The following is an 18,840-nucleotide window of genomic DNA, read 5'->3' on the forward strand; positions in this document are numbered from 1 at the left end:
CTGGCGGGAGCGTTTCGCACATCATAAAAAGAAGTCAGGCAGAGGTATCTATGGATTTTAATCAAATCGCCCGCGAGCTTATTCCGCTGCTCGGTGGCAAGGAAAACATCGCCAGCGCGGCGCACTGCGCAACGCGTCTTCGTCTGGTGCTGGTTGATGACGCGCTGGCGGATCAGCAGGCCATCGGCAAGGTTGACGGCGTGAAAGGCTGCTTCCGTAACGCCGGGCAGATGCAGGTGATTTTTGGCACGGGCGTGGTCAACAAGGTGTACGCCGCATTTATTCAGGCGGCGGGAATTAGCGAATCCAGCAAATCGGAAGCCGCGGATCTGGCGGCGCGCAAGCTGAACCCGTTCCAGCGCATTGCCCGCTTACTCTCCAACATCTTTGTGCCGATCATTCCCGCGATTGTGGCGTCCGGTCTGCTGATGGGCCTGCTCGGCATGGTGAAAACCTACGGCTGGGTCAATGCGGATAACGCCCTCTACATCATGCTGGACATGTGCAGCTCGGCGGCGTTTATCATTCTGCCTATTCTGATTGGCTTTACCGCCGCGCGCGAATTTGGCGGTAACCCGTACCTCGGCGCGACGCTGGGCGGGATTCTGACCCACCCGGCGCTGACCAACGCCTGGGGCGTGGCGTCGGGCTTCCACACCATGAACTTCTTCGGCCTTGAGATCGCGATGATTGGCTATCAGGGCACGGTATTCCCGGTATTGCTGGCCGTCTGGTTCATGAGCATCGTGGAAAAAAACCTGCGCCGCGCGATCCCGGATGCGTTAGACCTGATCCTGACGCCGTTCCTCACCGTGGTTATCTCCGGCTTTATCGCCTTGCTGATTATCGGCCCGGCGGGGCGCGCTCTGGGGGACGGTATCTCCTTTATTCTGAGCACGCTGATCGCCCACGCGGGCTGGCTCGCCGGGCTGCTGTTCGGCGGACTTTACTCGGTGATTGTGATCACCGGTATTCATCACAGCTTCCACGCGATTGAAGCCGGGCTGCTGGGGAATCCGTCGATTGGCGTTAACTTCCTGCTGCCGATCTGGGCCATGGCGAACGTGGCGCAGGGTGGCGCCTGTCTGGCGGTGTGGTTCAAAACCAAAGATGCCAAAATCAAAGCCATTACCCTGCCGTCGGCGTTCTCTGCAATGCTGGGCATCACCGAAGCGGCCATTTTTGGTATCAACCTGCGCTTCGTTAAGCCGTTTATCGCCGCGCTAATCGGCGGTGCGGTGGGCGGGGCCTGGGTGGTCTCCGTGCACGTGTACATGACCGCCGTCGGGCTGACCGCCATTCCTGGCATGGCCATCGTGCAGGCCAGCTCGCTGCTGAACTATATTATCGGCATGGTGATTGCCTTCGGCGTGGCGTTTACCGTCTCACTGCTGCTGAAATATAAAACGGACTCTGAATAATGACGTTACCTTCCCGCTGGCCTGCGATCCTGCAGGCCGTTATGACAGGTCAGCCGCGGGCGCTGGCGGACAGCCATTATCCGCAATGGCACGCCGCGCCGGTGACGGGGCTGATGAACGACCCGAACGGGTTTATCTGGTTTGCTGGCCGCTATCACCTGTTCTATCAGTGGAACCCGCTGGACTGCGAGCATCGCTTTAAGTGCTGGGGGCACTGGAGTTCTGCGGACCTGGTGCACTGGCAGCATGAGCCGCTGGCGCTGATGCCCGACGAGGCGTATGACCGCAACGGCTGCTACTCCGGTAGCGCCGTGAATAACGAGGGCGTACTGACCCTGTGCTACACCGGCAACGTCAAGTTCGATGACGGCAGCCGCACCGCCTGGCAGTGCCTGGCCGTGGAACAGCCGGACGGAACCTTTACGAAGCTGGGGCCGGTGCTGGCGCTGCCGGAAGGCTACACCGGCCACGTGCGCGACCCGAAGGTGTGGCAGCTCGAGGGGATGTGGTACATGGTGCTCGGCGCGCAGGATGTGCAGAAGCGCGGCAAGGTGCTGCTGTTTAAATCAGCCGATTTGCACGCCTGGACATCCTGCGGGGAGATCGCCGGTCACGGGGTTAACGGCCTGACGGACGCGGGCTATATGTGGGAGTGTCCGGACCTGTTTGCCCTCGACGGGACGCACGTCCTGATCTGCTGCCCGCAGGGGCTGGCGCGCGAGCCGCATCGCTACCTCAATACCTATCCGGCCACCTGGATGAGCGGGGCGTTTGACTATGCCCGCGCGACGTTCGATCACGGCGAGCTGCACGAGCTGGACGCGGGCTTTGAATTCTACGCCCCGCAAACCACGCTTGCGGAAGATGGACGCCGCATCCTGATTGGCTGGATGGGCGTACCGGACGGGGAAGAGATGCTTCAGCCCACGCGGGCGCACGGCTGGATGCACCAGATGACCTGCCCGCGAGAATTGCGCTTCCGCGACGGCCGGCTCTGGCAGACCCCGGCGCGCGAGCTGGCGGCGCTGCGTGAAGATGAGCAGCACTGGCAGGGGCGCGCCAGCGACGCGCCCGAACTTGACGCGACGCGTCTGGAGTTTGAGCTGAGCGCATCGCAGGTGAATGTCGATTTTGGCGGCGCGCTGCGCCTCACGCTCGATGAGCAGGGCGTGCGCCTGGAACGCGCGAGCCTGAAAACCGGTGAAACGCTAACCCGCTACTGGCAGGGCGACGTCCGTCATTTGCGCGTCCTGTGCGACCGCTCCAGCGTCGAAATCTTCATTAACCACGGCGAAGGGGTGATGAGCAGCCGCTATTTTCCTGACCATCCGGCCCGCGTGCGATTCGAAGGTGCGTCCGATATCACATTACGCTACTGGTCGCTGCGCGCCTGCATGATAGAATGAGGGTTTTGGCAGCCGGATCTAAGTCGTTGTGAGAAAAACAAAACGCGTCACCATTAAAGACATCGCGGAGCTGGCGGGGGTGTCAAAAGCCACCGCCAGCCTGGTCCTGAACGGCCGCAGCAAAGAGCTTCGCGTGGCGGAAGAGACGCGCGAGCGCGTGCTGGCAATTGCAAAAGAGCGCCACTATCAGCCCAGCATTCACGCCCGGTCGCTGCGCGATAACCGCAGCCACACCATTGGTCTGGTGGTCCCGGAGATCACCAACTACGGTTTTGCCGTCTTTTCTCACGAGCTGGAAACGCTGTGCCGCGAGGCGGGCGTGCAGCTGCTGATCTCCTGCAGCGATGAAAACCCGGGGCAGGAGACGGTGGTGGTGAACAACATGGTGGCGCGTCAGGTGGACGGGCTGATTGTGGCCTCCAGCATGCTCAACGACGCGGACTACCATAAGCTGAGCGAGCAGCTGCCGGTGGTTCTGTTTGACCGTCATATCAACGACAGCGCGCTGCCGCTGGTGATCACCGATTCCATCACCCCGACGACCGAACTGGTGGCGGATATTGCGCGCCAGCATCCGGATGAATTCTACTTCCTCGGCGGCCAGCCCCGTTTATCCCCGACGCGCGATCGTCTTGAAGGCTTTAAGCAAGGCCTGCGAGAGGCCGGCGTGGCGCTGAGCCCCGAGTGGATCATTCACGGCAACTATCACCCGAGCTCCGGATACGAGATGTTTGCTGAACTCTGCGCCCGCCTGGGGCGTCCGCCGAAAGCGCTCTTCGCCGCCGCCTGCGGGCTGCTGGAAGGGGTGCTGCGCTATATGGGCCAGCATAACCTGCTGCAAAGCGATATCAGGTTAGCCAGTTTTGACGATCACTATCTCTACGATTCCCTGACGATCCCGGTGGATACCATCCGCCAGGATAACCGCCAGCTGGCGTGGCACTGCTTTGATTTGATTAGCAAACTGATTGAGGGCGAGACCCCGGAACCGTTGCAACGCAAGCTGGCGGCCACCCTGCAGCGGCGCTATAAGTGAGCAATATAGCCCGGACCGATACATCAATAACTTTAATTAATTTAAGTTTTGGAATGGCCGATAACCATAAGGAATAATTCTCCTTGAGGTATTGGTTTATGTCGTTGAAAAAGTCGTCCCTGATTGTCCTGTTCTCGCTGCTTTTCTTCTTTGTTATCAGCACCGTCACCAGCGTTGGCATCATCATTAAAAGTAATAATTCCCTGGATAACGTCAACAAAGAGATCCAGGTTGTGCTGTCCATTATTGACCCCATCAACCACAGCCGTACGCTGCGCGTGCGGGTGATGGAGTATGTTAAGATGGTGGAAGCGGGCAACGCGGCGGACGGCGCTGCAAAGCTGACCGCCGTGAAAGAGGCGCTGACCAAAGCGGACCACGCCTTTGCAGCCTTTATGGCGTCGCCGCGCCTGAGCGATGAAGCGTCGCTGGTCACTGCCTATCAGGACGCCTGGCAGAACTACCGCAACCAGGGGCTGGCGCCGCTGATCGATGCCGCCGAGGCGCACGATGTCGCCAAATTTAACGCGCTCATCCCGGAAGTCTCCCGCCTCGACCGCCAGTACGAGATCGTTCTCGACCAGGTGCTTTCCGTCCACCAGAAATACGCCAAAAGCCTGAACGAAGATGCGAGCAGTAGCTTCGTCTCCGGCCTGGCGATCGTTGCTGCTATCGCCAGCCTGTTTGTGGTGGTGATTATCGCCGTTAGCCTGCTGATGAAGCGCTTTGTCTTTGCGCCGATCAACCTGGCGCGCGAGCACTGCAGCCAGATTGCGGCAGGCAAGCTGGACATTCCGGTGCCGGTGAAGGGGAGTACAGGCAACGAAATCGACCATCTAATGGGCTCGATGGAGCAGATGCGTCAGGCGCTGCTGGCGACCATCGCCCAGGTGCGCGATGCGAGTCATACCGTGACGCACGCCGCCCAGGAGATTGCCTCCGGGAATATCGACCTGGCGTCACGCACCGAGCAGCAGGCTTCGGCGTTGACCCAGACGGCAGCGAGCATGGAAGAGCTGAGCGCGACGGTGGCGAACAATACCGATAATGTGTATCAGGCCGGGAAGCTGGTGCAGGACGCGGTGAAAAATGCCCACACCGGTGAAGCGGTAACCCGCGAAGTCATCGACACGATGAATACCATCGCGGCGAACTCGAAGCGTATTGAAGACATCACCAGCGTGATTAACAGCATCGCCTTCCAGACCAACATCCTGGCGCTGAACGCGGCGGTTGAAGCGGCGCGCGCCGGTACCCAGGGCCGCGGCTTTGCGGTCGTGGCCAGCGAAGTGCGCACCCTGGCGCAGAAAAGCGCGGTGGCGGCGAAAGACATCGAAAGCCTGATCGCGCAGTCGGTCTCCAGCGTGAAAAACGGTGCGGAGCTGGTCAGCCGCTCGGGCGAGGTGATTGATTCGATCATTTCGTCGGTGAACAAAGTGAATACGCTGATGGAGCAGATCTCCGTCGCCTCTGAAGAGCAGAGCCGCGGGATCGGCCAGGTCGGGCAGGCGGTGACCGAGATGGACGGCGTGACGCAGCAGAACGCCGCGCTGGTGCAGCAGTCCGCGGCGGCAGCGGCCTCGCTGGAAGAGCAGGCGCAGCAGCTTTCGCGGAGTATTTCGAGTTTTAGGTTGCCGGTGCAGGCTTGATTGAATGAGGGGGCTCCGCAGGGAGCCTTTTAGTGGCTGCGTGATCTACCTAAAAGATTTTCCATTCATTGGGAGGAGAGGTAGCGAAAAGATTGCGCACATAATACTAAAGATAATAAAATAAATAAGTGCACTGTTGGAGGCACACTACAGAAGAGAAATGTATTGATTGGAATGACTACAAAACTCAAAAGGATAGGGTATGGCAGGTGATGTTAATTATTATACAGGTGAAGTGGTTGAGTCCCATAAGGGTACTGTAAGATTAGGTGACGAATATTATGTCGCTGTGCTGATGATTGAAAAAAACAATATATCAATAACAATAATGGATTTTAATGGAACGTTACAGAAAAATTACACAACCATGTTTTCATTAAAAAACATAGTCTTTAAATCTAATGCTAATAACTTTTTGTTGTTCGGATTGACTTTGAATGAAACTTATCATTTAAGAGTTGAGCGAGACAGAGTCTTTAATGACTATTCATATTCAGCACAAGGGTTTCTTTATGGTAAAAATGGTCTGCATTTGAATGATCGTTTTAAAAGCATTAGTATTTATGGAGAGAAAATTAAGAAATGGTCCGGTTTTACACAAAAATTGGACCGTATTTTAACTTGTGGTTTGATAAACCACCTTCCAGTCGAGGGTGATTGCATTGAATTTGAAAAAAACTTAAAAGGATTAGGTCGTCTGGGTCTTTATTACTCCTATACATCTGGTGGCATAGAGGGTTTGCATACGGTGGGCATGTCTGTCAATCCACATATAACGATAACCTTCGAAAAAAGCGTTCACCTTGATGAACTCATCGAACAATATACTGATTTATACATGTTCCTGAGGTTTTTGATTGGTTCTTCATTAAATATCTCGCAAGTTGAAATCGGAAATGATCTTTGGGAACGTAATACGGCTCAATTTTATCTCGCTGAAAAATATGAAAAAATAAATAAACTAAGGAACGGCGTTTTCATGCCGTTTTCAACTATTTATCGTGATTATTCAGAAAACCACTTTCCATTAATTGTCTGGGACCATTATTATGATTCCGAGCGCAAAGATGTAAAAGAACTATTAAAAAAATATGTTTCATATACTATGGTGGATAGTAATGAAGAAAAATTTTTAGGGTTCTACAGATTAATAGAAACAATGACAATGAAAAAATCATCTTACGTTGATGAAGAAGTGTTAACTGAAACACTTAAAACTGGAAAGCGTTTTTTAGCTAAACGGTTCCCCGGTGCTTCGATTAGTGATTTTTCTCGTGCTATTAAAAGAGCTAACAAAACCAAACACAATACAGAGAGTTGCATTCATCATTTTATTAATAGCTTTCCTCAACCTATGGTTGGAAGTTTGAATCTTAATAAGATTATCATAAGTGAAATATGCAGGTCTCGCAATCAGATTATTCATCAGCCTTTATTTTCTGAGTCTCGTGATGTCATATATAAATTTAAGGAGATAACAGAAGTGCTAGCAATATTAGCTTTAATGGTGAAGCTTGGTATTCCCAATGATAAAATTGAAGGGATTGCAATTAATAATGGCTTCCAGAATACGTTTAGCTTGCAACGGCAGGAGTGCTAAATTATTTTTGCCCAACCTTCTTGTCTGCAATCAGTAATATGTCCGTTTTTGTTAAGCGAATTCTTCGTACGCGATGATTTGCCTGCAAGCGACTCGTAGCACCCGCCAGCCGTTACCGCTATGAGTCCAAAAGTGTCAGCACAAAAATTTTCCTTCACCCCAGCAATATTTCCCTCCCTCATCCGTCTACCTCATCACACGCCATAATCAATTACTGCAAACGAGGTAAACACCATGAGAGATTTTGAACTGCACGGCAGAGGTCACGGGCGCGGATTCGGTCGCCACCGTATGGGCAAGGGCTTAGTCATCGGCGCGGTGATTTTCATCGTGCTCGGCCTGCTGGTGATGTCCCTGTGGAACGCCTTGCTCCCGGCCATCCTGGGCGTGAAGGCCATTGGATTCTGGCAGGCGCTGGGCATTCTGGTGCTGAGCCGCATTCTGTTTGGCGGCTTAGGTTTCCGCCCCGGGATGTTTGGCGCGCACCGCCGCATGCACGAGCGCTGGATGAACATGACGCCCGAACAGCGTGAGGCGTTTATTCAGCAGCGTCGCGAAGGGTTTGGTCGCCACGGACGCGGTCACTGCGGCTGGCACGGCCATCGTGACGATAAGCGCGATGACGCTACGCCAAAAGCGCCGGACGCGGAGTGAGCGAGATGAAAGCCGGGGAGGCGGGCGGATCCATGCTGATGTCGGCGCTCAATGCCTGCCGCGCCCGGCTGAAAGCCTTCATTCGCGGACGGACGTCCGTGCGCGATGATGCCGACGACATTTTGCAGGAAGTGACGTATCAGCTGATGAAAGTGGAGCAGCCGGTCGAAAACGTTGCCGCCTGGCTGTTCCGCGCGGCGCGTAACGAGATGACCGACCGGGCGCGCAAAAAGCGTGAGGTGTCCCTCTCCGGCTATTTTACGGGCGAAGACGAGGGTTTTCCGGAAGACGAGCTGGCCGAAACCCTGTTCGGCGTACCGCACACGCCGGAGGAGGAGTACCTCAAGACGCTGCTGTGGGAAGAGCTGGGCCAGGCGCTGTCAGAACTCCCGCCGCCGCAGCGGGAGGCGTTTGAAAAGACCGAGCTCCACGGCTACAGCATTAAAATGCTGGCAGAGGAGACCGGCGCCAGCGAACAGGCGCTGTTATCCCGCAAGCACAAGGCGGTGCTGTTTCTGCGCACGCGGCTGCGGGACGTCTATGACGCGCTGACGGGCGAATAGCGGCGGCAGACAAAACCTTACACTTCCGGCACTTGTAGATTCATCACTATCGTTTATGATCGGGGCGTCTTGTCACTCTGGAATGTTATGCGCAACCGTCAGCTCCTCGGAAAATGGCTTTTGATTATCACCTGTCTCGCGATGGCGCTTTGCCTCGTGCAGCGTGCGGTGATGCTCAACCATTTTTTACAGGGACTGGATCCGCAGATTTCGCTGAGTACAGATGCCCCGGCTCAAACCAGCAACACTGAACAACCCGGCCCGTCGCCGTGTCAGCTCGGCGCGCACTCGCTGCTTTGCGCCCAGCCGCTGTTCTTCGACGGTGCGTTACCGGCCATTATTATCTTCTTCGCGCTGCTGCAGCTGTTGACGCAAGGGCGGGCACTGGCTCCCGCGGAACAGCCCGTTCAGGCACCACCTCCCCGAATACACATTAAAAACTGCGTTTTCCGTGAATGAAAAACATCGTCACCACACGATAATTTTTCACTGTTCACGGAGTACAACATGGTTAACCTCTTCAGGGGATTCGTCTTCCTGTGGCTGTCCTGCATCGGCATTGTCCATGCGGCGGACACCGGCTGGCTGGTCTCCCCACAAAACGATCACGCCCGCATCCGCTTTCAGGCGGAGAGGGAGCAAACGCTCGTTAAAGGCCTGCTCACCGTTGAGCTAAAGCCCGGCTGGAAAACCTACTGGCGATCGCCGGGCGAGGGCGGCGTGGCCCCGAAAATCAGCTGGCCGGACGGCGTAACGGAAAGCTGGTCCTGGCCGGTACCGTCGCGTTTCGATATCTCCGGCATGACCACGCAGGGCTATCACGATAAGGTCACTATCCCGATCGTTCTCGACGGGGTGAAGGGCGACACGCTCGACGGGACGCTCACGCTCTCCACGTGCAGCAACGTGTGTCTGCTGACGGACTACCCGCTGCATCTCGATTTTACCCAGCCGGTGGATCAGGATTTCCGCAGCGCCTTCGAACAGGCGATGCGCGCCGTGCCGGACTCATCAGGTGTGTCGTCGGATCTTTCCGCCTGGCTTTCTGACGGTAACCTGGTTGTGACGGGGACGACGGACGGAAAATGGGATAATCCGGGTATCTACTTTGACCCGCTGGAGGGCGATATTCTGCCCGGCGAGCCGGTCATTAAACACGACGGCACTGCGCTTCGGGTGACGGTGCCCGTGACCGACGAATGGGGCGATAAGCCCGCCTCGCTGGCAGGTAAAAGGCTGTCGTTTGTGCTGACCAACGGCGATCGGGCGCAGCAAACCACCATGACCGTTGGGCCAACGCCCGAAGAGACCTCCGCACCGGACGGGACGGGAAAAATGGTGCTCTTTGCGCTATTAGGCGGGCTGATCCTCAACCTGATGCCCTGCGTGCTGCCGGTAATGGGCATGAAGCTTAACAGCATCCTGCAGGCGGGATCGGACAGGCGTGCCATCCGGCTGCGCTTCCTCGCCACCAGCGCCGGGATCCTCACCTCCTTTATCCTGCTGGCCGGGATGGTCACCGCGCTGAAGCTGGCCGGAGCGTCGCTGGGGTGGGGCATTCAGTTCCAGAACCCGTGGTTTATCGGCCTGATGGTCGCCGTGACCTTCCTCTTTGCGCTGAATCTGTTTGGAACGTTTGAAATGCTGCTGCCTTCTTCTGCCGCCGGACGGCTGGCGACGGCAGGGGGAGCGGGGATCGGCGGCAGCTTCTGCGAAGGGATGTTCGCCACGCTGCTGGCGACGCCGTGCTCCGCGCCGTTCCTCGGTACGGCGGTCGCCTTTGCCCTTGGCGCGCCGCTGCACGCCCTGTGGCTGATCTTCCTGATGCTCGGCGTGGGCATGAGCCTGCCGTGGCTGTTCGTTGCCCTGGTGCCGAAAACGGCCATGCTGCTGCCCAAACCCGGCCGCTGGATGAACACGCTCAGGGTCATCCTCGGCCTGATGATGCTGGCCTCTAGCCTCTGGCTGGCGACGCTGTTGAGCGTGCATCTGGGCGAGGCGGTCAGCCAGATCGTGATTCTGGGGCTGACTGCCGTCGCGCTGGTGCTGTTTGCGCTAAAGGGGCAAAAATCTTCGCCGCTTTTCTGGGTGGTGGTCATCGCGCTGTCGGCGTTCGGCGGGTATCAGGTGCGCGGTCTGCTTAACGCGCCGCCTGACGCTCCGGCACAAAGCGTTGCGCAGACTATCCCGTGGCAGCCGCTCAGTGAAGAGACTATCGAGAACGCGCTGGCGCAGGGGAAACGGGTGTTTGTGGATATCTCCGCGGACTGGTGCGTGACGTGCAAAGTTAACGAGCACCGCGTACTCAGTCAGCCGGACGTGATTGCCGCGCTGCGCCAGCCGGACGTGGTGGCCCTGCGAGGGGACTGGAGCCAGCCGTCCGCGTTTATCGCGGATTTTCTGGCGAAGCGAAACCGCTACGCCATTCCGTTTAACGCGGTGTATGGCCCCGGCCTGCCTGATGGCGAGATCCTCTCGCCGCTGCTGGACAAGCGCACCCTGGTCACCACCCTGAACAACGCAAAAGGCTAACTGTGTCATGAAAAAATTCCTTATTACGCTTCTGCTCCTGCTGGCCCCGCTTCAGGTATTCGCCGCGCAGCCGCTGACGCCGGACCAGGAGCAGCGCGCGCAGAAGACGATCGCTGATTTCCTGTTTAACGATCCAAACTCCCCGCGCATCGGCGCGAAAAACCCAAAGCTCACCCTGGTGGTGTTTACCGACTACAACTGCCCGTACTGTAAAAAATTCGATCCGTACCTGGAGAAGATTGTCGAAAAACATCCGGACGTGGCGGTGGTCTTTAAGTTTTTACCTTTCCGCTCGGAAAGTTCGCTGACCGCCGCACGAGACGCGTTAACCGTCTGGCGTGCGCATCCTGAGCAGTTTATGAAGCTGAACCACACCCTGATGGCGAAAAAGGGGTACCACGATGACGCCAGCATTCAGGAGGCGCAAAAGCGGGCGGGCGTGAGCGTGACGACGCCGGACGAGGAGAGTTTTCTGACGATCAGGCGCAGCCTCATTGTGGCGGAAAAAATGGGGATCCAGGGCACGCCCGCCACGCTTATCGGCGAGGGGCTGCTTCCCGGCTGGGTGCCGTTCGAACAATTCGACGAAATGGTCAGTGAAGCACTGAAAAACCGCTAACCTGAAGGGGGCGTAATGCCCCCGATAAACCGGAGAGGGAAATGAAAAAATTACTGTTACTTTCGGCGCTGGCGACGTCAGGGCTGGTACAGGCGGCTGAAGCCATACCGGATGTGGTGAAGCAGTTCAGCGAGCAGCAGCAGATCAACATCATCAAGAAGCTGGATGCGCCGGGCGGGGCGCCAGCCTGGCTGGGGCAGTATCAGGATATGGGCGTGACGCTCTTTCTCACGCCGGACGGCAAGCACGTGATCTCAGGTTATCTTTATGATGACAAAGGGAAGAACCTCAGCGAGGGCTACTTCCAGAAAGAGATCTACGCCCCGATGGGACGCGAGATGTGGAAGAACCTCAACGCGGCGCATCCCCTGAAGGAAGGGGCGGATAGCGCCCCGCGCAAGGTCTTTGTCTTTGCCGATCCGTTCTGTCCGTACTGCAAGCAGTTCTGGTCCGAGGCGCAGCCTTGGGTCAAGGCCGGTAAGGTGCAGCTCAATACGCTGCTGGTGGCGTTCCTCAACCCCAACAGCGGGCGCAACGCCGCCGCCATACTGAATGCGAAAGATCCGGTTTCGGCCTGGCGCGAATACGAGCTTTCCGGCGGCAAAAAACTGCCCAAGCCTGAAGGCGAGGCTTCCCGCGAAACGGTTGCGATCCTACAGAAAAATCAGGCGCTGATGGACAGCCTGGGCGCTAACGCCACGCCCGCAATTTACTATCTGAATGCGGAAAACGAGCTGCAGCAGGTGGTGGGGATGCCGGATGCGCAGCAGCTCGAGGCGATGTTCGGGCCGAAGCCGTAAAAAACCGGCAGAAACGGGCGTTTCTGCCTGCTCGTGACTTAGCTACCCCAGCGTCCACGGAGATAGTTTACCGCCTGCTGGGTCTGCGGCTGGTTCAGGTAATCTTCCCGGAACAGGATGGTGCCGTTGACGTTGGGCAGCGAATCGTTGAGATCGAGCTGCTTTTTCAGCTCCGGCACGCCGCCCTGAACCGTCCAGTCCGGCTCTTTTTTCGACGGCTCGCCAACCTTGTAGAACGCAATACCAATATACAGGCGAGTGTGGGTCGGCTTCACCACGTCGGCCCACCATCTGGTCAGCACGTCGTAGCGTGCGGCATCCCGGGAGAAGGGCCAGTAAATCTGCGGCGCGATGTAGTCCAGCAGGCCCTGCTGCACCCACTGACGCGTATCGGCGTAGGATTCATCATAGGCCGCGGCACCGCGGGTGTCGGAGCCTGCCGGGTCAAAGGAGCGGTTGCGCCACACGCCCGCCGGGCTGACGCCAAACTCCACGTTGGGTTTTGTCTGCTTGATCGCGCGGGAGACCTGGACAATCAGCTGCTGCGTATTGTGTCTTCGCCAGTCGGCTTTTGAGGCAAACCCCTGGCCGTACTGCCGCCAGCTCTGCGCGTCATTGAGCGCGGATCCCGGCGATTCGGCATAGAAGTAATCATCAAACTGCACGCCGTCTACCGGGTAGTTCGCCACCACTTCGGTCACCACTTTGGTTATCCAGTCGCGCACCTCCGGAATGCCCGGGTCGAGCACAAAGCGGTCACCCGAGATGCGGACCCATTCCGGGTGCTGGACATAAACGCTGGACGGCGTCTGGTATGACGTCCGGTTCAGGGCGGCGATGGTGGACGGTTTGGTGTTGGTCGACACGCGATAGGGGTTAAACCAGGCATGGACCTTCAGGCCGCGCTTGTGCGCTTCATCGAGCATAAACTGCAGCGGATCGTATCCCGGATACTCACCGATGTTGCCGGTCAGCATATCTGACCATGGTAAAATTTTGGATGACCAGAGCGCCGTGCTGTCCGGCTTCACCTGAAAAAATACCGTGTTGATGCCGAGCTGCTTAAGGTTGTCGAGCTTTGCGATCAGCGCCTGCTTTTGCATCGCGATGCGCTGGTCCGCGCTGCGGCCATTCACCGAGGCCACCGGCGGCCAGTCGAGACGCGAGACGGTCGCCAGCCAGATGCCGCGCATCGGAGCGTTTGCCTGCGGCGTCGGTTTACTGACGGTAGGAAGAGGGGTAACCAGCGATTTGGGTGGTTTTGAGGAGCAGCTTACAAGTAAAAGCGCGCAGGCAGCCAGCGCACCAATCCGTTTTACGTGTCGCGTCATTTGCGTATTAGCTCTTGATAATCCTGCTGTTGGCCCAGGGATTAAAGGCGGGCGCCGCCTGCTCTGTATTTCCCTCATCGCTGAGAGAGTCCAGATACAGGGCTTCAACCTCCGCGCGCGCCCACGGGGTGCGGCGCAGAAATTTCAGGCTCGATTTAACGCTGGGGTCTTTTCTGAAACAGTTAATTTTGATGCGGTCACCCAACTCGCTCCAGCCATATTTCGCCACCAGGGCGTTGACCATCATCTCCAGCGTTACGCCATGCAAAGGATCTTTGGAAATATGTGCAGTCATAGGCGTCCGGATGTCTCGATTTTCAGGGGATTGGGGTAAACGCTGAAAGGGTACAAGAAAGCAGGGGAAGCGGCAATTTTCCTTTTCCCCTCGCTTACTTTATGACGGACTCCGTGCGCTGATTTTCGCCGACAATTTTTCCCGCGCTGTTTTCAATCGTAAACCGAATCGACACGTCGTCCTGGCCCACGGGCGTGGCCGTGACCGCTTTTACCATCGTTCCCGAGTCTGCTGCGATCGTCGTTGTCGTCGTGCCTTTTGCCAGCACCATATCGCGCTGGGTGATGCGCCAGCTCAGACGGCATTCGCGGCACGGTTTCCAGGTATCGTTGATGGCCCACAGACGCACGGTCGCCGCCGCCCCGGATTGCCACTGCGCCGTGACGGGTTCAATGGACGGCAAAACAGGCTGGTAGGCGCGTTTTAAGGCGTAAAACCCGGCTTTAGGCTTACGCAGGTAGTCCACCACGCCCCAGTTGATGGAGGGCCAGGTTTCCACAAACATGAAGTGGAACAGGGCCGTCACCGGCTGGTAGCGCTGTCGACGGTAGCTCTCTGCCGCCGTGGCCACCAGCTGCGACTGGTACGCCTGAGTATTGCGGATCATCGCCTGAATGTTGTCCCCACGCGAAATACCGGCAAACTTAAAGGTCTGGAAGGGCTGAAAATTATGGTATTTCCAGACGGTCCAGCCGGGATCGTCAGCGGCGGTCGTTTTGGGCCAGAGCGACGCCGCCGGGATGATGGTTTTTAGCGTCGATAAGCGGGGAAGCGCCTGCGCGCCGAACTCGGTGATGATCCCCGTTTTGGCCGGAGCAAGCAGGTCGCGTACGGTACCAAAGTACCAGCCCGCCCAGTAATGCTCCTCAACGGCGGAGAAGCGGTGCACGATGCGCGAGGTATCTTCGGCAAGCGTATCCGCCACCTTTTGCGTGAGCGCGCGATTCAGATCTTTATTCCAGTCCGGGAAGCGTTTTTCCATCCACGGCGAGTTCCACGGCGGTTCGTTATGCCCGCCCCAGACGATGATGGCGGGGGAATTACCGAACTGTTCGATCATCTCCCGCGTCTGTCGAACCGCATTTTCCGTGAAAGCCGCACTGTTGTTGTAGCCCCACTGCAGCGGAACATCCTGCCAGATCATCATGCCCATCTCATCGGCCACGTCATACAACGCACGTCCGGCAACGTGTCCGTGCACGCGTATGGCGTTGGCGTTCATGGCTTCCACCAGACGAAGATCGCGACGGTATTTTTCTCGCGTCATGGTGCTGAGCCAGGGGGATCCGATGTAATTACTGCCCTTAATGAAAAGGCGTTTGTCGTTAATGAGCCAGCCCTTATTGTCGGGCTGCTCGACGATCTTGCGCAGCCCTGTTCGGGTGACCGCCGTATCCATCAGGCCGTTTTCATCCCGCAATGCCACGCGAATGGTATACAGGTGCGGTTTCCCCGTGCCGACGGGCCACCACAGTTTTGCCTTCGGCATGGGCAGCGTCACCTGCACGGAATGGGCGCCGCTTTCGAGGGTAACCGGAAAGTCAGCCTGATAGCGCCTGCCGCTGAAGTTGGCGGGCGTGGCGGTGAGCCGCACGGTCGCCGGGCCCTGACCGAGCGCGCGATAGCGAATATCTGCTTTCAGCGCGGGGTGCATCAGACCCTGTGACCAGTCTGGTCGCAGGATGGTCTCATCAAGGGTAGCGCCCCGGCTAAGATGCAGCCTCACCGGTGCCCAGATGCCGCCCGAGTTGGCGTCCTGTCCTTGCGGCGACCAGGCCCCGCCGGGACGCGTGTCATGCTGGTTAAGTATCCCCTTCATGACCGTTTTATGCAGCGGCCAGACCTTAGTGGGATCTTCGTAAGGGCTGTCCACCCTGACCACCAGTCGGTTGTGACGTTGTAACGCTTGACCGGCATCCAGCGAAAAGCGCTGAAAATAGCCCTCATGCTGGCCCAGCGGCTGGCCGTTCAGGGTGACCTCGGCCAGGTAATCGACGCCGTCAAACACCAGGGTGCTCATTACGTCGGGCGGCTGCACGGGCAGGGAAAACGCGTGCTTGTACCACAGCGCGCCCTGATGATCGTACCCGGCGCTGTACCAGTTGGCGGGGACCTGAAGCGGGCGCCAGCCTGATGCGGCAGGATGTGCGCTGTCATTGGCATCCTGAACCTGCCATTCTCCGGCCAGAGACCAGCTGACCGGCGCAGCGTTCGCCACCGTATGGGTGGTCAACAGGGCAACGAGCAGCGCGCAGTTGCGAGTCATCATGCGTTTACCCCGCGCGCGTTGAGCCACGCCATCAGGCGCAGCGATTCCTTTTGAAGCTGCTGGTTTAGCGCCGCAAGCTGTTGCCCTTCCAGCGTGTGCGCCTCGCTCTCCAGCGCCTGCAGCTGACGGGCGAGTCGCCCGAAATCCAGCGTGACGGCTTCTCCTCGCAGCTTGTGGGCGGCGCGGCGCAGCGCTTCACGATCGTCGCTGTCGATAGCCAGGGTGATGGCCTTCATGGCCTCCTCCAGCCCTTCGCCAAACAGGGCCAGCAGCTCCTGGACCAGAGCAGGGTCGTCAGCGCACTGCTTCAGAAGGCGTGCTTCATCCGGGAAGGCGGAAGGGTCATCGTGGCGCGGGAGCACGCGAGCAATCTCCTCAGCGAGACGCTCCTGGCTGATGGGTTTGGCAATGTAGCCGTCGAAACCCATCTGAAGACAGCGCTCTTTATCCCCCTGCATGGCGTGTGCCGTCATGGCGACGGTGGGCTGCGCCGGTCCGGGCCGGGCGCGTTCTTCTTCACGCAGCAGGCGAATGGCGGTTTCACCGTCCATCTCTGGCATCTGAAGATCGATCAGCAAAACGTCCCACACGCCCGCGCGCCAGCGTTCCAGCAGTGCGACGCCATTATCGACGATCTGACAGGTGTGCCCGAGCCGCTCAAGCAGGCGCGCGGCGACCTTCTGGTTGACCAGATTATCTTCCGCAAGCAGGACCCTGAGCCCGGCCGTGTCCGGCGCGACGGTGGGCGCGGGCGCGCTTTCACACACCGTCTTTGGCGCACGTTCAAACGCCGCGGCAATCGCCTGATGCAATTCATTCTGGGCGATAGGTTTGTGCAGGTAGTTCTGGATACCGATCCGCTTCAGCATATTGATATCAAAATGTCGGCTCATGGAGCTCAGCATGATGATGTGGCTCTCAGCAACTTGCGGCAGCACCGAAAGTTCGAGGGCCAGCGACACGCCGTCCATATCCGGCATCTGCGCGTCCAGCAGGATCAGGGGCCATGCCGTTCCGGTTTTAACCCGGTTGATGGCCTCGCTGGCATTATTAACGCAGGTGGGTTTCAACCCCATCTGGCTAAGCATGGCGGCCAATAGCCGCAGGTTGGTCGCGTTATCATCAACCACCAGCACGGGTTCCCCGTTAAAGCGATGGCTATGCCGGCGTTCCTCCGGGCCGGGCGCCTGGGTCGCAAGCGGTAGCACGAAGGAAAATTCGCTGCCTTTCCCCGGCTCGCTGGAGACCGTTAATTCGCCGCCCATCGCCGCGACCAGTCGCGCTGAGATGGTTAGCCCGAGCCCCGTACCGCCATAGCGTCGGGTGGTTGAGTTATCCGCCTGGCTGAAGGCTTCAAAAATGGCTTTCTGCTTATCTGCCGGTATGCCAATGCCGCTGTCGCACACCCGGAAACGCCATCGATCCGCGCTATCGTCGGGCTCAACAATCAGGATAACTTCCCCCTGATGGGTAAATTTCAGCGCGTTACCCAGCAGATTGGTCAGGATCTGGCGCAGCCGCGCGCCGTCGACCAGCAGCACGTCGGGAACGTCGGGCGCAATATCGACCAGCAGCTCAATGCCTTTTTCGCTCGCCCCCGGCATGTGGGGGCGAATGAGCGACTGAATGAAGGGGCGGACCGGGACGGGCTCCGCCTCCAGCTCCACTTTGCCGGCTTCGATACGGGAAAAGTCGAGAATGTCGTTGATGATATGCAGCAAAGACTGGGCAGAACTCATCACCAGCGTCAGGTAATCGCGCTGATCGGCACTGAGAGAGGTATCGAGGCACAGCTGGGTCATGCCGATAATGCCGTTCATGGGGGTGCGAATTTCATGGCTCATATTCGCCAGGAACGCGCTTTTTGCCTCATTGGCTTTTTGTGCCTCAATGGCCGAGGCGAACGCCTGAATTTCAGCCTCCTTGCGGCGCGTAATATCCTGCAGCGTGCCAATCACGCGCTCGGCGTTTCCCTCAATGGAGAGCGTGACCACCTGGCCGGAGAGCAGCATCCAGCGCAGACCTTCGGTAGGGTGATGCACGCGAATTTCACATTCAAAGACCGGACGATGATCCTGCTTCGACGCGTGCAGCGCCTTGCGCAGCGCAGCGCGATCGTTCTCGTGGACCTGATTGAGCAGAAAACGCACCGGATATCGCCACTGGGTGCGCGACTGGCCCAGCATGGCAAGCAGGGTATCGTTGACCTGGAGCGTGTCGCCAGACACCTGCCAGTCCCAGATCCCGATATGGATGGATTCTGCCGTCAGCAGAAAATCGTCATGCAGCTGATGACGCGCCCGCTGCGCTTCATCCAGCTCCGTGACATCGCTGTGCAGGCTGACAATGCCGCCGTCCGCAAGGCGCTGGTGCTGGACGAAGATCCGCCGCTGGCCTGCCTGCCGCACTTCGCAGTGTTTATCCTGCCGACAGTTGCGCACGATCGACTCGCGCAGCGTCTGGCGAAGGCCAGGGTCGACGTTGTAAACGGCGTCGATAAAGCGTTCCGCCAGCGACGCCAGCGTTGTGCCCACCTTCAGCCACGGGGTGATGACCGGATAAAAAAGGGCCACGTTGTGATTCCAGGCCTGCAGGCGTTCCTCGGCGTCATAAATCATGACGGCGGCCGGCAGCGCGTTAAGATCGTACGTGAATGCGCTCATCG

Annotated in this window: 15 protein-coding genes; 11 read left to right on the forward strand and 4 right to left on the reverse strand. The window is 58.0% G+C overall.

Going from position 1 to position 18,840, the window contains the following annotated elements:
• Positions 1-50: 50 nt before the first annotated feature.
• The 11 genes from N6P30_RS01110 (at position 51) to dsbG (ending at position 12,280) form a co-directional block, all read left to right on the forward strand.
• The gene (locus N6P30_RS01110) at positions 51-1,421 is read left to right on the forward strand and encodes a sucrose-specific PTS transporter subunit IIBC (protein WP_008501693.1); all 1,371 of its coding nucleotides are present in this window, start codon (positions 51-53) and stop codon (positions 1,419-1,421) included.
• A complete protein-coding gene (locus tag N6P30_RS01115) occupies positions 1,421-2,827 on the forward strand; it encodes a sucrose-6-phosphate hydrolase (protein WP_023292360.1) in 1,407 nt (468 codons plus the stop codon). The genes N6P30_RS01110 and N6P30_RS01115 overlap by 1 nt, the downstream gene beginning before the upstream one ends.
• Before the next feature lie 28 nt (positions 2,828-2,855).
• Positions 2,856-3,863: a LacI family DNA-binding transcriptional regulator gene (locus N6P30_RS01120; RefSeq protein ID WP_023292361.1), complete on the forward strand. Its 1,008-nt coding sequence runs from the start codon at positions 2,856-2,858 to the stop codon at positions 3,861-3,863.
• Positions 3,864-3,961: 98 nt separating this feature from the next.
• Positions 3,962-5,512, forward strand: a complete 1,551-nt coding sequence (locus tag N6P30_RS01125) for a methyl-accepting chemotaxis protein (protein WP_023292362.1) — start codon at positions 3,962-3,964, stop codon at positions 5,510-5,512.
• A gap of 202 nt (positions 5,513-5,714) precedes the next feature.
• A complete protein-coding gene (locus N6P30_RS01130; protein ID WP_154827328.1) occupies positions 5,715-7,112 on the forward strand; it encodes a hypothetical protein in 1,398 nt (465 codons plus the stop codon).
• A 234-nt stretch (positions 7,113-7,346) separates the two neighbouring features.
• Entirely contained in the window at positions 7,347-7,766 is a 420-nt protein-coding gene (locus N6P30_RS01135; RefSeq protein ID WP_023292366.1) for a hypothetical protein, read from the forward strand.
• A 5-nt stretch (positions 7,767-7,771) separates the two neighbouring features.
• Complete coding sequence (locus N6P30_RS01140) at positions 7,772-8,329, forward strand: RNA polymerase sigma factor (protein WP_023292367.1); 558 nt, start codon at positions 7,772-7,774, stop codon at positions 8,327-8,329.
• 87 nt (positions 8,330-8,416) lie between these two features.
• On the forward strand, positions 8,417-8,788 hold the full coding sequence (locus tag N6P30_RS01145) for a hypothetical protein (RefSeq protein ID WP_023292368.1): 372 nt from the start codon (positions 8,417-8,419) through the stop codon (positions 8,786-8,788).
• Between the two features lie 48 nt (positions 8,789-8,836).
• Positions 8,837-10,861, forward strand: coding sequence for a protein-disulfide reductase DsbD family protein (locus tag N6P30_RS01150; protein WP_023292369.1), 2,025 nt, complete (start codon positions 8,837-8,839; stop codon positions 10,859-10,861).
• Between the two features lie 7 nt (positions 10,862-10,868).
• On the forward strand, positions 10,869-11,480 hold the full coding sequence (locus N6P30_RS01155; RefSeq protein WP_023292370.1) for a DsbA family protein: 612 nt from the start codon (positions 10,869-10,871) through the stop codon (positions 11,478-11,480).
• 41 nt (positions 11,481-11,521) lie between these two features.
• Positions 11,522-12,280, forward strand: a complete 759-nt coding sequence (dsbG, locus tag N6P30_RS01160) for a thiol:disulfide interchange protein DsbG (RefSeq protein WP_023292371.1) — start codon at positions 11,522-11,524, stop codon at positions 12,278-12,280.
• Between the two features lie 38 nt (positions 12,281-12,318).
• On the opposite strand, the gene N6P30_RS01165 is transcribed toward dsbG, so the two are convergent.
• The 4 genes from N6P30_RS01165 to N6P30_RS01180 all read right to left on the reverse strand — a co-directional run bounded on the left by N6P30_RS01165 (position 12,319) and on the right by N6P30_RS01180 (position 18,838).
• Positions 12,319-13,611 (reverse strand): glycoside hydrolase family 10 protein, encoded by a 1,293-nt coding sequence (locus N6P30_RS01165; RefSeq protein WP_008501680.1) that lies wholly within the window; start codon positions 13,609-13,611, stop codon positions 12,319-12,321.
• A 7-nt stretch (positions 13,612-13,618) separates the two neighbouring features.
• Positions 13,619-13,906: a VF530 family DNA-binding protein gene (locus N6P30_RS01170; protein WP_023292372.1), complete on the reverse strand. Its 288-nt coding sequence runs from the start codon at positions 13,904-13,906 to the stop codon at positions 13,619-13,621.
• A 94-nt stretch (positions 13,907-14,000) separates the two neighbouring features.
• Positions 14,001-16,175: a glycoside hydrolase family 2 protein gene (locus N6P30_RS01175; RefSeq protein ID WP_023292373.1), complete on the reverse strand. Its 2,175-nt coding sequence runs from the start codon at positions 16,173-16,175 to the stop codon at positions 14,001-14,003.
• Positions 16,172-18,838: a response regulator gene (locus tag N6P30_RS01180; protein WP_023292374.1), complete on the reverse strand. Its 2,667-nt coding sequence runs from the start codon at positions 18,836-18,838 to the stop codon at positions 16,172-16,174. Before N6P30_RS01180 ends, N6P30_RS01175 begins: the two co-directional genes overlap by 4 nt.
• Positions 18,839-18,840 lie beyond the last annotated feature (2 nt).

It is taken from the genome of Enterobacter sp. PL1 (assembly GCF_945957325.1).
Taxonomy (GTDB): Bacteria; Pseudomonadota; Gammaproteobacteria; order Enterobacterales; family Enterobacteriaceae; genus Enterobacter; species Enterobacter roggenkampii.

Bases quoted from the DNA above. Each gene is read 5' to 3' on its own strand.
- N6P30_RS01130 (WP_154827328.1), top strand. From the start codon at position 5,715: ATGGCAGGTGATGTTAATTATTATACAGGTGAAGTGGTTGAGTCCCAT.
- dsbG (WP_023292371.1), top strand. From the start codon at position 11,522: ATGAAAAAATTACTGTTACTTTCGGCGCTGGCGACGTCAGGGCTGGTA.
- N6P30_RS01110 (WP_008501693.1), top strand. From the start codon at position 51: ATGGATTTTAATCAAATCGCCCGCGAGCTTATTCCGCTGCTCGGTGGC.
- N6P30_RS01135 (WP_023292366.1), top strand. From the start codon at position 7,347: ATGAGAGATTTTGAACTGCACGGCAGAGGTCACGGGCGCGGATTCGGT.
- N6P30_RS01115 (WP_023292360.1), top strand. From the start codon at position 1,421: ATGACGTTACCTTCCCGCTGGCCTGCGATCCTGCAGGCCGTTATGACA.
- N6P30_RS01145 (WP_023292368.1), top strand. From the start codon at position 8,417: ATGCGCAACCGTCAGCTCCTCGGAAAATGGCTTTTGATTATCACCTGT.
- N6P30_RS01165 (WP_008501680.1), bottom strand. From the start codon at position 13,611: ATGACGCGACACGTAAAACGGATTGGTGCGCTGGCTGCCTGCGCGCTT.
- N6P30_RS01140 (WP_023292367.1), top strand. From the start codon at position 7,772: ATGAAAGCCGGGGAGGCGGGCGGATCCATGCTGATGTCGGCGCTCAAT.
- N6P30_RS01180 (WP_023292374.1), bottom strand. From the start codon at position 18,838: ATGAGCGCATTCACGTACGATCTTAACGCGCTGCCGGCCGCCGTCATG.
- N6P30_RS01125 (WP_023292362.1), top strand. From the start codon at position 3,962: ATGTCGTTGAAAAAGTCGTCCCTGATTGTCCTGTTCTCGCTGCTTTTC.
- N6P30_RS01175 (WP_023292373.1), bottom strand. From the start codon at position 16,175: ATGATGACTCGCAACTGCGCGCTGCTCGTTGCCCTGTTGACCACCCAT.
- N6P30_RS01170 (WP_023292372.1), bottom strand. From the start codon at position 13,906: ATGACTGCACATATTTCCAAAGATCCTTTGCATGGCGTAACGCTGGAG.
- N6P30_RS01155 (WP_023292370.1), top strand. From the start codon at position 10,869: ATGAAAAAATTCCTTATTACGCTTCTGCTCCTGCTGGCCCCGCTTCAG.
- N6P30_RS01150 (WP_023292369.1), top strand. From the start codon at position 8,837: ATGGTTAACCTCTTCAGGGGATTCGTCTTCCTGTGGCTGTCCTGCATC.